The organism is Microbacterium algihabitans (genome assembly GCF_032464975.1).
In the GTDB taxonomy this organism is placed as follows: Bacteria; Actinomycetota; Actinomycetes; order Actinomycetales; family Microbacteriaceae; genus Microbacterium; species Microbacterium algihabitans.
Genome location: NZ_JAWDIU010000002.1, coordinates 477,915 through 491,536 on the forward strand (window position 1 = coordinate 477,915; position 13,622 = coordinate 491,536).

Genomic DNA, 13,622 nt, shown 5'->3' on the forward strand with positions numbered 1-13,622 from the left:
GTCGGCGACACTCCGCCGAGCGTGCGCCGGGCTCAGCCCGCGGGCGGGGCGTCGGTGGGCGCGGGGTCGGGCACGCCGATCGTCGGGGTCGTGGGCACCGCGACCTGGGCTGCGCCCGAGGCGGCCACCGAGCGGACCATCTGCGCCATCCAGTCGGTGTGCGTCTGGCCGACGTCCTGGCTCACGTCGTCCTGCTCCTGCGGCGTCGCCGAGGCGGGGAGGTCGTTGTCGATGAGGTAGACCACCTCGCCGGGGAACGTGTAGCCGAGCCGCTCCCGCGCCTGCGTGCGGATGTAGGCGGGGTCCGACCACCGGTCGCGCTGGGTCTGCAGGTCGGCGACCTCCGACTGGCTGAGCTCGACCGCGCTGCGCAGGGCCTGGATCTGCTGGCGCTGGTCCATGTAGGTGCCGACGGTCGGAACGAGCACGAACGTGCCGAGCACCACCAGGCCGAGCATGATGACGACGAAGCCCGAGACGCGCACCTTGCCCAGCCACTCGCGCACGTCGACACGACGGCCGGTCGCCTGCGGAGCCGAGGGACGCGACGAGGTCGGTCGCGTCGAAGCGGGGCGTGAGGCGGACGAACGGGCGGACGATCCGGCGCGCGGCGCAGCAGTCTTCTTCGCCTTCGGGGCGTCGGATGCCGCGGGGCGGCGGGGAGGCAATGTCGGTCGATCCACGGCATGCTCCCTTCCTCGTCCCGGCGCGCACGTCATCGGAACCCGAGCGAGTCTACGTCGCGGGGCCTCGGCGGCTCGCGGACGCGCCGGGTCTCGGCATCCGTTCAGCCGGAAACGTCGAAGGAGGGGGAACCTTTCGGCTCCCCCTCCTCGATGGTCGGTCGATCAGCCCTTGAAGCGGGGGAACGCCGAGCGGCCCGCGAAGACCGCGGCGTCGCCGAGGTCCTCTTCGATGCGGAGCAGCTGGTTGTACTTCGCGACGCGCTCGCTGCGCGCGGGGGCACCGGTCTTGATCTGGCCCGCGTTCACGGCGACGGCGAGGTCGGCGATCGTGGTGTCCTCGGTCTCACCGGAGCGGTGCGACAGCATCGAGGTGTAGCCCGAGCGGGTGGCCAGCGAGATCGCGTCGAGCGTCTCGGACAGCGTGCCGATCTGGTTCACCTTGACCAGCAGCGAGTTCGCGACGCCGAGGTCGATGCCCTGCTGCAGGCGCTTGGGGTTGGTGACGAACAGGTCGTCGCCGACGAGCTGGACCTTGGTGCCGATGGCATCCGTCAGCTTCTTCCAGCCGTCCCAGTCGTCTTCGGCGAGGGCGTCCTCGATCGTGACGATCGGGAAGTTCGCGACGAGGTCGGCGAAGTAGTCGACGAGCGTGTCGACGCTCCACTCCTTGCCCTCGACCGTGTAGACGCCGTCCTTGTAGAACTCGGTGGCGGCGACGTCGAGGCCGACGGCGATGTCCGTGCCGGGGGTGAAGCCGGCCTTCTCGATCGCGCGGATGAGGAAGTCGAGGCCCTCGCGGTTGCTGGGCAGGTCGGGGGCGAAGCCGCCCTCGTCGCCGAGGCCGGTGTTGTAGCCGGCCGACTTCAGCTCGCCCTTGAGGACGTGGTACACCTCGGTGCCCCAGCGCAGCGACTCACCGTAGGTCTCGGCGCCGATGGGGGCGAGGAAGAACTCCTGGAAGTCGATGCCGTTGTCGGCGTGCTCGCCACCGTTGATGACGTTGAACAGCGGGACGGGCAGCAGGTGCGCGTTGGGTCCGCCGAGGTAGCGGAACAGGGGGAGGTCGGCGCTGTCGGCGGCGGCCTTGGCCACGGCGAGCGAGACGCCGAGGATGGCGTTGGCGCCCGTGCGCGACTTGTTCTCCGTGCCGTCGGTCTCGATGAGGATCTCGTCGATGATGCGCTGCTCGCTGGCCTCGACGCCCTCGATGGCGGGGCCGAGCTCGTCGACGACCGCGGCGACGGCCTTCAGCACGCCCTTGCCGCTGTAGCGGCTCTTGTCGCCGTCGCGCAGCTCGTAGGCCTCGAACGCGCCGGTGGACGCGCCGGAGGGGACGGCGGCCCGCTGGACGATTCCGTCGTCGAGGAGCACCTCCACCTCGACGGTCGGGTTACCGCGCGAATCCAGGATCTCGCGCGCGTTGACAGCCTCGATAAGTGCCACGAAGGACTCCTCGTTGGTTCTTGGGTGGAGAGGGGGCGGAGCGTCGTCGGTCCGTGGTCGAGTCTAGTGATGTCGCCCGTCGGGCGTGGGGCCGGGTCGGGAGCGAGGTGGCCGAGCCCGCCGAAGCCACCGGTGCGCGCGTGGGTCCGGTCCCTTCGACAGGCTCAGAGACCTCTGTGCCCGCCGAGGCCCGCCACCGGATCCATCACGATCGCCACGGCCACCCCGTCCCAGCCCTTGCGGTCGAGGGTCTGCACGGCCGTGGCGTCGAAGCGGGGGTCGGAGCCGAGCATCAGGATGCCGCGGCGAGCGCCCTGCACCTTGCTGTCGGGCGTGTCGGCGTCGGCGACCTCTCCCCCGCGCACGACGTTGTCGAGCACGACGACCGTGCCGGGTCGGCCGAGGCGCGCGGCCCAGTCGAGGTAGGTCTCGTTCGATTCCTTGTCGGCGTCGATGAAGACGAGGTCGAACGGCTCTTCGTCGACGAGGGTCGGCAGCACGTCCGCTCCGCGACCGATGCGCACGTCGACGCGGTCCGCGACGCCCGCGTTCACCAGATTCGCGCGGGCGATCTCCGCATTGGCCGGTTCCGCCTCGATCGTCACGACTTGCCCGTCCGAGCCGACGGCGCGGGCGAACCAGATCGTCGAGTACCCGCCGAGGGTGCCGATCTCGAGCACGCGGCGCGCCCCGGCGATTCGCGTGAGCAGGTGCAGGAACTTCGCGTTCACCGGGGCGACCTCGATCGCGGGCAGTCCGGCGTCGTGCTGGGCGGCGAGCGCGGCCTCGCCCGCGGGGTCGGACCCGACGAGGGTCTCGGTCAGGAACGCGTCGACGTCATCGTGGGTGCGCACTCCCCCAGCCTGTCGGCGTGCGGGCGGGCGGTCAACGCTCTCCGCGCAGGTGGGCGCGGGTCATCTCGTCGTACTCCTCGTCGGAGAGGTCGTCGAACCCCTTCGCCTCGACGCGGTCCGAGCGCATCCAACGGACCATGAGGATGACGAGGATCGGCACGTCGGCGAACTCGGCGATGAACCAGATCATGTCGCCGGCGAGGTGCTGGTCGTGCAGCAGCGAGGGCCACCAGGGCGCCGTCTGCGCGGCATCCGGGATCAGATCCAGGATGCCGTCGTTGAGGCGCAGCAGCAGACCGGGCACGGAGTCGATCAGCAGCTCGACGAACGCGAGCAGGAACTCGATCGCGATGAAGGTGCCGGTGTGCACGGCGCCCAGCGCCATCATCGGCAGCACCATCGCGAGCCCCACGAGGGGCACGACGATCCCGAGCGAGGCCTCGACCACCGGATTCACGCGCAGGATGCCGGCGATCGGGGTGAGGAAGAGGCAGAAGACCGCGGCGATGACGACGGTGGCGATCATCGCGTTGCCGAAGATGCGCGTGACCCTCGACGCGAGGAACCGCTCCCGGATGCCCGAGGGCACGAGGTCGAGCGGGCCCCCGGCCGCAATCCCCGCCGGCACGGCGAAGATCAGCAGGGCGACGCGCGTCGAGAAGGCCCACCGCAGCTCCGCCGAGTACACCCCGAGGAAGCCGAGCTCGATCACCGCGTACGGCAGCAGTCCGAGAGCGAAGAACCCGATCGTGCGCAGCACCGGCCAGGTCTCACCACGACGGCGCACCCGCCGGACGCCGAACAGATACGCGACGGATGCCACGAAGAGCACGCCGAGCGTGAGCGGATCGGCGCGCCAGGTGCTGAGGAAGACATCGATGGGAGGCGTGAGGGAAACGTAGATCCACGAGTTATGCGTCCGCCGGGGATCGGGGCGTGCCGAACTCCGGAGAAGTCGACGCGTCCCGCACCTCGAGCCCGGAGATCCGCGGCGGCGCGCGCCCGCCCGACCCGGATTTCAGGAGTTCGGCACGCCCGCCCGGTCGGGCACATCGCCAGCGCGCACTCCGGGTGACGGCTCGAGCACCTCGATTACGGCCGGCAGCAGGGCCTCGGCGGTGCGGCGGTAGCCGAGCGCGCTGGGGTGGAAACGATCCTCGCTGAACATCTCGTCGGGCCGCTCGGCGAACACCGGCCCCACGGCGCGCGCGAGAGCCACGACGCGACCCCCGACCCGGTGCACGGCGGCGGCCTGCGCGGCCGCGAGCTGTCGCGACGAACGGGCGGCGAGTGCGCGCAGCGGCTGCGGGATCGCACGGAGGGTCCCGAGGTCGGGGCACGTGCCGACGACCACCGGCACTCCGCGTCCGCCCAGGTCGCGCACGACCCGCTCGAGCTGCTCCGCCGCGCGCGACGCCGGGATGCGGTGCGTGACGTCGTTTCCGCCCACGACGATCACCGCGGCATCCGGTCGGTACCCCGCGGGGAGAGAGGCGACCTGCGCGGCGAGGGCCGAGGTCTCCGATCCGACCACAGCAGCGGTGCGCAGCCGCACCGGGCGTCCGGCCGATCGCGCGACGCCCTTCGCCAGTCGCGCGCCGAGCGTGTCGCGTCGGTGCGTCGCGCCCAGGCCCGCCGCGATCGAGTCGCCGAGCAGCAGCAGCTCCACCGGGCGGCCGGGATGCTTCTTGCGGCGCCACACGCGATCGGCGTCGAGCGCCTGTTCGCCGAGCGGCTTGCCGATGCGGCGCCGGGCGATCGCCGCCTGGCGCACGATGAGGGTGCGGGCTCCGACCGCCCCCGCCCCGAGGATCGCGACCGCGGAGGCGGCCGTCACGGCGAGGGGCCGACGAGAGGACATGCGTCGATGACACCCCTCGCCGGTGAACGCGGGGTGGACGCGGCGTGACGCCCGGCAGACGACCGGCTCCCGGCATCCGGTGCATCTCCTTCGAGAGGCGGATGCCGAGAGCTCCCGGTCGCGCGTGATCAGACCCCGCGCCGGCCCCGGGCCCGCAGCACCATCGCGAGCACGAGCACCGCGACGGCGAGTCCGATGTCGAGCACGAGGCCGGCGACCAGCTCGTCGCGGCCGGTCACCCCGGTCACAGTGACGACGCTGCCGATCACGATCACCCCGAACGACAGCGCGAGCTGCTGGGCGGTGCTGAACATGCCGCCCGACAGGCCCGCCGCCTCGACCGGCACCTCCCGCACGACCAGCTGGGTCAGCGGGGAGAAGATCAGCGCCTGCCCCGCGCCGAGCAGCACGAGGGCCGGCTGCAGCCACAGGCCGATGTCGCTCCCCCAGGCGAACGCGAGGGTCGCCGTCATCGCCACGAGGGCGACGATCTGCAGGCTCACCCCCAGCACGAGCGTCGCATCGCCGAGCCGGCTCTGGATGCGGGCGACCGCGAGCGACATCCCCGCGAAGACGACGGCGAACGGCAGCAACGCCATTCCGGCCTGCAGAGAGGTCAGTCCGCCGCCCTCGACGGCGCGGGGGAAGACGTACAGCAGCGCCGAGTATCCCGCGAAGAACAGCGCCGCGGCCACCAGACCGAGCTGCAGGGGGCGCAGGCGCAGCACGCTCGGCGGCAGAAGGGGCACGCGTCCCGATCGCTCGATCGCGTTCTGGTGACGCCACATCGCCACGAGGGCCACGGCGGCGAGCGCGAGCACCGCCCACACCGGCCACGACCAGCCCCACGCGGGGCCGAAGGTGAGGGCGACGGATGCCGCGAGGATGCCGACAGCGAGCACCGCCGATCCCACGAGGTCGATCGCGACCACCTCGTGGGCGCGGGAACGCGGTGCCAGCGGAGCGCAGACGATCGCCGCGACCGCGATGAGCGCCACGACGACGAACACCGCGCGCCAGCCCTCGACCGGGCCGAACGAGGTCGCCGCGAGAGCGCCGCCCGCTACCTGACCGACGGCCGCGCCGATGCCGCCGCTCGCACCGAAGGCGGCGATCGCCCTCGTGCGTGCGGGGCCCTGCGAGGTCGCCTGGATCGTCGCGAGCACCTGCGGCGTGCACAGCGCCGCCCCGAGTCCCTGCGCCACGCGCGCCGCGATGAGCGTCTCGATCGAGGGGGCGACCGCGCACGCGATGGCCGAGGCGAGGAAGAGCCCCATGCCGATGACGAACAGGCGGTGACGACCGAAGCGGTCGCCGAGTCGGCCGCCCAGGATGAGGAACACCGCGAACGGGATGCCGTATCCCGCCACGACCAGTTCGAGCGCCACGTCGCCCGCGCCGAAGCGGTCGCGCAGTGCCGGCAGGGTGACCGTGACGGCGTTGAACGCGAACGTGCCGGCGAAGGGTCCGAGGAGGAACCCGACATAGCGCCACGTCGGAACATCGAACGCTCCGGGACGGAGAGGTATCGGGGCCGACCCGGTTTGAGGGTGCGCGGTACTGGTCATGGTGCCAGGATGAACCGGATGCCATCCTGGTACCAGGAGTCTGCTCATCCTGGTACTGAGAGCACTCCCCACCGTGCGAGCGTCCGCCGCGCACGGCTCTAGGCTCGCCGGAGGACAGGAGTGTTCATGCCCCGCTCGGACGAGACCCGCGCCGCCTTCGCGGCCTTCCTGCGCAGTCGCCGCGCGCGCCTGAGTCCCGCCGACGTCGGGCTCCCCGAGGGCGTGCGCCGACGAGTCGTCGGACTCCGCCGCGAAGAGGTCGCCCAGCTCGCCGGGGTCGGACTCACCTGGTACACCTGGCTCGAGCAGGGCCGCCCCATCGCGGCATCCGCCCAGGTCGTCTCGGCGATCGCCCGCGCCCTGCGCCTCAGCGACGACGAGCGTGATCACCTGTTCGCCCTCGCCGACCTCCCCGTGCCCGATCGCGACAGCCGCCCCTGCGTCGGCGCCGCACACCTCGACCTGCTCGAGAAGCTGCTGCCCTACCCCGCCGCGGTGCAGACCGCGCGCTTCGACATCCGCGCCTACAACCGGTCGTACCGCCACCTCTTCGGCGACCTCGACCAGATGCCCGCCGAGCGTCGCAACTGCGCCGTGCTCCTGTTCACCGACACCGAGTGGCAGCGCGCTCACGTCGACCTCGACCACGCGCAGCGCCGCATCGCCGCCCGGCTCCGCGCCGCCTTCGGGCGTCACCACGACGAGCCCGCGTGGCAGCGGTTCATCGCCGAGCTCGAGGAGCAGTCCCCGCGATTCGCCGAGCTCTGGCGGCTGGGCGATGTCGGGGGCGAGCGCGCCGCGACGAAGCACCTGGTGCACGCCCGGGTCGGAGAGCTCAACCTCGAGATGTCGAGTCTCTGGCTCGACGACGCGCTCGGCTCCCGGGTGGTGTGGTTCTCGCCGCGCGATGCCGCCACCGCCGACCGTCTCGAACGCCTCGCGGCCGAGCGCCCCGACGAGGCGCTGATCAGCGCCGTCGCCTGAGGCGCTCTCCGCCACCTCGGTTCGGAGGTCCCTGAGCCCGTCGAGGGGAGGTCCCTGAGCCTGTCGAAGGGAGGTCCCTGAGCCTGTCGAAGGGAGGTCCCTGAGCCTGTCGAAGGGAGGTCCCTGAGCCTGTCGAAGGGCCCGAGACCCACACCCCGCCCGTCGGCTTCGACAAGCTCAGCCACCTCGGTCCAGGGATCCCTGAGCCTGTCGAAGGGAGGTCCCTGAGCCTGTCGAAGGGCCCGAGACCCACACCCCGCCCGTCGGCTTCGACAAGCTCAGCCACCTCGGTACGGAGGTCCCTGAGCCTGTCGAAGGGCCCGGGACCCACGCCCCGCCCGTCGGCTTCGACAAGCTCAGCCACCTCGGTACGGAGGTCCCTGAGCCTGTCGAAGGGCCCGGCACCCACGCGCGGCCGGTGGCTCCGACAAGCTCAGCCACCTCGTCACCCGAGGGACCGGCACCGCGCTCAGCCCAGGGGCTTGAGCTCCAGGTGGTCGACGTCGCTGCCGGTGGTCACCGTCGCGAACGAGGTGTAGCCGTCGGCGGCGGAGCGCTCGAGCAGCGCTTTCATGTTCTTCGCGCGCTGCTCCACGCGCACGCGCGCGCCCTGCGCGACCAGCGCGGTCTTGATGGACAGCAGCTGGGCGAACGGCACGTCGCGATCGTGCACGAGAACGACCGAACGCTCGCCGTCGGCGTCGGTGGCCGGCAGCAGGTCGACGATCCGCTCGAAGCCGATCGAGAAGCCGACGGCCGGAACCTGCTGTCCGAGGAAGCGGCCGATCATGCCGTCGTAACGTCCCCCGCCGCCGAGCGAGTAGTCGACGCTCGGGTGTGCGAGCTCGAAGATCGTGCCCGTGTAGTACCCCATGCCGCGCACGAGGAACGGGTCGAAGACGAGCGGTACCGCTCCCCCGCGGGCGGCGGCCACCGTGTCGCCGAGGTCGACGAGGTGCGCGACGACCTCGTCGGGGATGCCGTCGGGTAGCGCCGCGCGGATACCGGCCTCATCGAACGACGACTCGACCGCGGGGCGCTCGAGGTACGCGGCGAAGGCATCCACCGCCGCGGCGTCCACTCCGCGTCCGCGCAGCTCTTCCACGACCCCCGAGGGGCCGACCTTGTCGAGCTTGTCGATCGTGATGAGCACGCCCGGGCGCTCCTCGGGGGCGAAGCCGAAGACGTCGAGCATCGCATCGAGGGCGCGCCGGTCGTTGACCCGGATCGTGCCGCCCTCGAGCCCGAGCGCATCGAGCACGTCGAGGCTCGCGACCATGAGCTCGGCCTCGGCGCGCGCCGACGCGTCGCCGATGACGTCGATGTCGCACTGCATGAACTGGCGGTAGCGGCCCTTCTGCGGGCGCTCGGCACGCCAGACCGGGGCGATCTGGATGGAGCGGAACACCGTCGGCAGCGACGCGCGGTGCGTGGCGTAGAACCGGGCGAGCGGAACAGTCAGGTCGTAGCGCAGACCCAGGTCGGCCAGCGCGGCAGGGTCGTCGGCAGCGGCGCGGATGCCATCGGCATCCATCCCCCGCTTGAGGATGCTGAACGACAGCTTCTCGTTGTCGCCACCGATCCCGGCGTGCAGGCGGTCGTAGTCCTCCATGACCGGGGTCTCTATCTCGTCGAACCCGTGCGCGCGGTAACGCTCGCGGATGACGGCGAGCACGCGCTCGCGACGGGCCTTGTCAGCGGGGAGGAAGTCGCGCATGCCGCGCGGCGGGTTCACGGATGCCACGGCGCCATTCTTCCAGAGCGACTCGGGCGGTCCCGCCGCCCGCGCGCAAGCCGAGCGTGTCAGCTCGCGCCGGCCTCCGCTTCGCGCACCTCGGCGCGCAGACCGCGCACGCGCTCGCGCAGGGCGCGCTCGGCGTCCCACCCCCGAGCCCGGGCGAGGTGCACGAGCGTGAGCAGCGCGTCGCCGAGCTCTGCCTCGGTCTCGGGATCGGCCAGGTGATGCGTGGGGGCGCAGACGCCGACCTGCACCGCCTTGCCCATCACCTTCTGCGCCAGGGCGAGCGAGGGCATGTGGTCGCTGACCCCGTCGAGCACGCTCGTGCGCTCGCGCTTCTCGGCCGCCTTGGCCGCATTCCAGTGCACGAGGACCTCTTCGGGCGTGGTGGCCACGGCATCCGCGAACACGTGCGGGTGCCGGCGCACCATCTTCTCGGTCAGCCCCCGGGCGACGTCGTCGATGTCGAAGGGGTCGTCGGGGTCTCCCGCGGCGATCTCCGCATGGAACAGCACCTGCCACAGCAGGTCGCCGAGCTCCTCGCGCAGATCGGCGCGCGTGCCCGCCTCGACCGCGTCGATGACCTCCGCGCTCTCCTCGACGAGGTAGGGCACGAGGTCGCGGTGGTCGATTCGCTGCGTCCACACGCAGCGCTCGCGCACCGCCCGCATGGTCTCGGCTGCTTCCCGCAGGGCGTCGTCGCTCACGGCCTCTCCCTCCGCGGGCCCGGCGGCTCCGCTGACTGCGAGTATCCCCCGGCTGAGCGGCGCCGGGCGGTGGCACGTGCCGAACTCCGGATCTTTCCGGATGCCGCGCCCCCGCCACCTCGAAACCCTGCGGATTCCCCCGATCATCCCCGGAGAAAATCCGGAGTTCGGCCCCGGCGACCGTCGCACGACGTCACGTGTGATTTGTCGGCAACGGGACGCCGATAATCTGGGGCGTGTGCGTGAACTGACCCCGACCGAGGCCATCGACCTCGTGGGCCGCTTCGAAGCCGGCCAGGAGCTCCCCGAACAGATGCGTGCCGATGTGCGCCTGCTCGGATCCCTCCTGGGCCGCGTCCTTCAGGAGAGCGGCACCCCCGGCCTGTACGACGACGTCGAACGCCTGCGAACGGCGACGATCCAGGCCTACACCGACGAGACACCCGAGGCGTTCGAGCGCGCGGCGGCCATCGCCGACGGGTTCTCGATCGAGCGCGCCGACGAGGTCGCCCGCGCCTTCACGGCGTACTTCCACCTCGTCAACCTCGTCGAGGAGCACCAGCGCGTGCGCGTGCTGCGCGAGCGCGGCGATCGTCCCGCGCGCGGAGGCAGCCCCGACACCATCGCGACCGCTTACGAACGCCTCGCGAGCGAGGTCGGCGAAGAGACGGCCCTCAGCCGTCTCCAGGCGCTGCGCTTCCACCCCGTCTTCACCGCGCACCCCACCGAGGCGCGGCGTCGCGCGATCTCGACGAGCATCCGTCGCCTGTCCGAGCTGCTCGTCGAGCACGACGATGCGGGCGACAACGACTCCGAGGGCCGTCGCGCCGAGCGTCGCATGCTCGAAGAGATCGACACCCTCTGGCGCACCGCCCCGCTGCGACGCGAGAAGCCGTCGCCGGTCGACGAAGTGCGCTCGGTCATGGCCGTCTTCGACGAGACGCTCTACACGGCCGTCCCGCGGGTCTACCGCCGCATCGACGACATCCTGCAGGGCGAGAACGCCGGGGCCCGCGCCCCGATCGTCAAGCCGTTCGTCCGCGTCGGCTCCTGGGTCGGCGGCGACCGCGACGGCAACCCGTTCGTCACCGCATCCGTCACGCGCAAGGCCGCCGCGATCGCGAGCGAGCACGTGCTCCTGGGGCTCGAGCGCACCACGCAGCGCGTGGGCCGGGGATTGACCCTGGATGCCGAGACCACCCCGCCCAGCGACGCTCTGGTCGCGCTGTGGCACCGTCTGCGCGCCGCCGACGAAGACGCCGCGGCCGAGATCGCCGAGCGCTCCCCTGCCGAGCCGCACCGCCGCATCCTGCTGCTGCTCGCGCGCAAGATCGCCGCGACCCGCACGCGCAACGCCGACCTCGCCTACCGCGATCCCGAGCACCTGCTCACCGATCTGCGCGTCGTGCAGGACTCGCTGGTGGCGGCCGGTGCCTCGCGTCAGGCATACGGCGCGCTGCAGCGTCTGGTGTGGCAGGTGGAGACCTACGGCTTCCACCTCACCGAGCTCGAGGTGCGCCAGCACTCGGCGGTGCACCGCAAGGTGCTCGACGAGCTGCGTTCGGGCGGCGCCCGCAGCGAGCAGACCGAAGAGGTGCTCGAGGTCTTCCGCTCGGTCGCCTACGTGCAGGAGCGCTTCGGCCCTCGCGCCGCCGGCCGCTACATCGTGTCGTTCACGCAGTCGGCCGACGACCTCGCCAACGTGCACGAGCTCGCCTCGTACGCCATGGGTCCGGGTGAAGACCTCCCGGTCCTCGACGTCATCCCGCTGTTCGAGACCTTCGCCGACCTGCAGGCGGCTCCCGGCATCCTGGCCGAGATCGTCTCGCACCCCTCGTTCGCCGATCGCCTCGCGGCGACCGGACGCCGCCTCGAGGTCATGCTCGGCTACTCCGACTCCTCGAAGGACGTCGGACCCGTCGCGGCCAACCTCGCGCTGTACGAGGCGCAGGCGAAGATCTCGACGTGGGCGCAGGCCGAGGGCATCGAGCTGACGCTCTTCCACGGCCGCGGCGGTGCCCTCGGTCGCGGTGGCGGACCCGCCAACTCCGCGATCCTCGCGCAGCCGCCGCATTCGGTGGACGGCCGGTTCAAGCTCACCGAGCAGGGCGAGGTCATCTTCGCGCGTTACGGAGACCCCGACATCGCGATGCGTCACATCGATCAGGTCGCGGCGGCGGTGCTCACCGCCTCCTCCCCCTCGATCGAGCGCCGCAACCGCGGGGCGGCGGAGGCCTTCGCCGACGTCGCCGCGACGATGGACGTCGCCTCGCGCGAACGGTTCTTCGCGCTGGTCAAGGCTCCGGGCTTCGCCCCCTGGTTCGCGACGGTCACCCCCATGGAGGAGATCGGGCACCTCGCCCTCGGCTCGCGTCCCGCCCGCCGTGGTCTCTCCGTCGAGTCCCTCGAAGACCTGCGTGCCATTCCGTGGGTGTTCTCGTGGACGCAGGCCCGCATCAACCTCGCCGGCTGGTTCGGACTCGGCACGGCCCTCGACGCCGTGGGTGACGAGCACCGTCTGCGCGACGCGTACGAGCAGTGGCCGCTGTTCCGCGCGATGATCGACAACGTGGCGATGAGCCTTGCGAAGGCCGACGAGCGCATTGCCCGTCGCTACCTCGCCCTCGGGGACCGCGACGATCTGGCGCAGCTCGTGATGGACGAGATGCTCCTCACCCGCTCGTGGGTCGAGCGCATCACGGGAGGGGAGCTGCTCGGCAACAAGCCGGTGCTCCAGCGTGCCGTCAAGATGCGCAGCCCCTACGTCGACGCCCTCTCCCTCCTGCAGCTGCGTGCCCTGCGCGCGCTTCGCGACACCAACGCCGACAATCCGACTCCGGATGCCGAGCACCAGCGCCTTCTGCTGCTGTCGGTCAGCGGCGTGGCGGCGGGCCTGCAGAACACCGGCTGAGAACCGTCCCCGATGCGGCGGAGTGACGCGCGAGACTGCGGCCATACCGCTCCGTCAGCTGCACCATCAGATCGGGCGTCTCGCGGTCGAGACCGAAGACGTAACCCGGGAAGTCGAGCTCTTTCTGCGCGGCCCAGATCTCCTCGTGCATGTCAGGAGGCAGGATCTGCGCCGGATCACCGACCGCCACCCAGGAGATCGGCACGATGGTGTCGGCCGGTAGGACGGTGCGCACGTGGACGACGGCGTTGATGCGCACTTCACTGCGGTCGCCGATCTCCGCACCGTTGAACACCCGTGTGCCGGTGGCGAGGAACACCTCCTCTCCGATGTCGGCGCCGGCGACGCTCGCCATCGGTCCGATGAGGGTGTGCGCTCCCACGTGCACGGCGTGCGTCGAGCTGGCGCGAACGAGGGCGTTCTCCATGACGATCGCGTTCTCACCCAGCACGACGCGGCTGCCCTCAGCGGTGATGACCGCCCCGTGCAACACTTGGCATCCCGCGGCGATCGTCACATCGCCACTGATCACGGCGGTGGGAGCGATGACGGCATCGGGATGGATCCGGGGCTCAGCCCCCAGGTGTGAGTAGAGCATGACGTGTCCCTTCTCCGGTGCCGTCAGCGTAGTCGTGTGGGCTTCTGCACTCGAGTGCTCCGGATACGACGAAGCGCCGGTGCGCACTCCCCGGAGGAAGTGTGCACCGGCGCTGAAGCCGTCGAGGCGTCGATCTCGCGATCGAGCCCGTAAATGCGAAATGGCCACCCAGCTTTGGGTGGCCATTTCGACTTAAAGGAAGTCCGGCGGTGTCCTACTCTCCCACAGGGTCCCCCCTGCAGTACCATCGGCGCTGAGAGGCTTAGCTTCCG

Annotated in this window: 11 protein-coding genes and 1 rRNA gene; 2 read left to right on the forward strand and 10 right to left on the reverse strand. The window is 71.3% G+C overall.

Annotated features, from left to right (window positions below):
• Positions 1-32: 32 nt before the first annotated feature.
• The 6 genes from RWH43_RS09540 to RWH43_RS09565 form a co-directional block, all read right to left on the reverse strand.
• Entirely contained in the window at positions 33-683 is a 651-nt protein-coding gene (locus RWH43_RS09540) for an FtsB family cell division protein (RefSeq protein ID WP_230704915.1), read from the reverse strand.
• A 165-nt stretch (positions 684-848) separates the two neighbouring features.
• Complete coding sequence (eno, locus tag RWH43_RS09545; protein WP_144835313.1) at positions 849-2,129, reverse strand: phosphopyruvate hydratase; 1,281 nt, start codon at positions 2,127-2,129, stop codon at positions 849-851.
• Between the two features lie 164 nt (positions 2,130-2,293).
• On the reverse strand, positions 2,294-2,983 hold the full coding sequence (locus RWH43_RS09550) for an O-methyltransferase (protein ID WP_316001329.1): 690 nt from the start codon (positions 2,981-2,983) through the stop codon (positions 2,294-2,296).
• Between the two features lie 31 nt (positions 2,984-3,014).
• Positions 3,015-3,806 carry a cytochrome c oxidase assembly protein gene (locus RWH43_RS09555; protein WP_316001330.1) on the reverse strand — a complete coding sequence of 264 codons (792 nt, stop codon included), beginning with the start codon at positions 3,804-3,806 and terminating at the stop codon, positions 3,015-3,017.
• Positions 3,807-4,001: 195 nt separating this feature from the next.
• Entirely contained in the window at positions 4,002-4,844 is an 843-nt protein-coding gene (locus tag RWH43_RS09560; protein WP_316001331.1) for an SGNH/GDSL hydrolase family protein, read from the reverse strand.
• A 128-nt stretch (positions 4,845-4,972) separates the two neighbouring features.
• Positions 4,973-6,412 carry an MFS transporter gene (locus RWH43_RS09565; protein WP_316001332.1) on the reverse strand — a complete coding sequence of 480 codons (1,440 nt, stop codon included), beginning with the start codon at positions 6,410-6,412 and terminating at the stop codon, positions 4,973-4,975.
• 126 nt (positions 6,413-6,538) lie between these two features.
• On the opposite strand from RWH43_RS09565, the gene RWH43_RS09570 reads away from it, so the two are divergent.
• Positions 6,539-7,396, forward strand: coding sequence for a helix-turn-helix transcriptional regulator (locus RWH43_RS09570; protein ID WP_154096328.1), 858 nt, complete (start codon positions 6,539-6,541; stop codon positions 7,394-7,396).
• Positions 7,397-7,865: 469 nt separating this feature from the next.
• On the opposite strand, the gene hisS is transcribed toward RWH43_RS09570, so the two are convergent.
• Together hisS and RWH43_RS09580 are read right to left on the reverse strand one after the other, a co-directional pair.
• Positions 7,866-9,113, reverse strand: coding sequence for a histidine--tRNA ligase (gene hisS / locus RWH43_RS09575; protein WP_316001345.1), 1,248 nt, complete (start codon positions 9,111-9,113; stop codon positions 7,866-7,868).
• A gap of 86 nt (positions 9,114-9,199) precedes the next feature.
• On the reverse strand, positions 9,200-9,805 hold the full coding sequence (locus RWH43_RS09580) for a nucleoside triphosphate pyrophosphohydrolase (protein WP_144835357.1): 606 nt from the start codon (positions 9,803-9,805) through the stop codon (positions 9,200-9,202).
• 274 nt (positions 9,806-10,079) lie between these two features.
• On the opposite strand from RWH43_RS09580, the gene RWH43_RS09585 reads away from it, so the two are divergent.
• Positions 10,080-12,752, forward strand: coding sequence for a phosphoenolpyruvate carboxylase (locus tag RWH43_RS09585; protein ID WP_316001333.1), 2,673 nt, complete (start codon positions 10,080-10,082; stop codon positions 12,750-12,752).
• Here RWH43_RS09585 and RWH43_RS09590 read toward each other — a convergent pair.
• Together RWH43_RS09590 and rrf are read right to left on the reverse strand one after the other, a co-directional pair.
• The gene (locus tag RWH43_RS09590; RefSeq protein ID WP_316001334.1) at positions 12,715-13,350 is read right to left on the reverse strand and encodes a gamma carbonic anhydrase family protein; all 636 of its coding nucleotides are present in this window, start codon (positions 13,348-13,350) and stop codon (positions 12,715-12,717) included. The two genes, RWH43_RS09585 and RWH43_RS09590, sit on opposite strands and share 38 nt — an antisense overlap.
• A gap of 201 nt (positions 13,351-13,551) precedes the next feature.
• Positions 13,552-13,622 (reverse strand): 5S ribosomal RNA (gene rrf / locus RWH43_RS17700); the annotation flags it as partial.

Excerpts from the sequence above, each read along its gene's own strand:
- RWH43_RS09560 (WP_316001331.1), bottom strand. The coding sequence starts at position 4,844 with ATGTCCTCTCGTCGGCCCCTCGCCGTGACGGCCGCCTCCGCGGTCGCG.
- RWH43_RS09565 (WP_316001332.1), bottom strand. The coding sequence starts at position 6,412 with ATGACCAGTACCGCGCACCCTCAAACCGGGTCGGCCCCGATACCTCTC.
- RWH43_RS09570 (WP_154096328.1), top strand. The coding sequence starts at position 6,539 with ATGCCCCGCTCGGACGAGACCCGCGCCGCCTTCGCGGCCTTCCTGCGC.
- hisS (WP_316001345.1), bottom strand. The coding sequence starts at position 9,113 with ATGCGCGACTTCCTCCCCGCTGACAAGGCCCGTCGCGAGCGCGTGCTC.
- RWH43_RS09580 (WP_144835357.1), bottom strand. The coding sequence starts at position 9,805 with ATGCGGGCGGTGCGCGAGCGCTGCGTGTGGACGCAGCGAATCGACCAC.
- RWH43_RS09590 (WP_316001334.1), bottom strand. The coding sequence starts at position 13,350 with ATGCTCTACTCACACCTGGGGGCTGAGCCCCGGATCCATCCCGATGCC.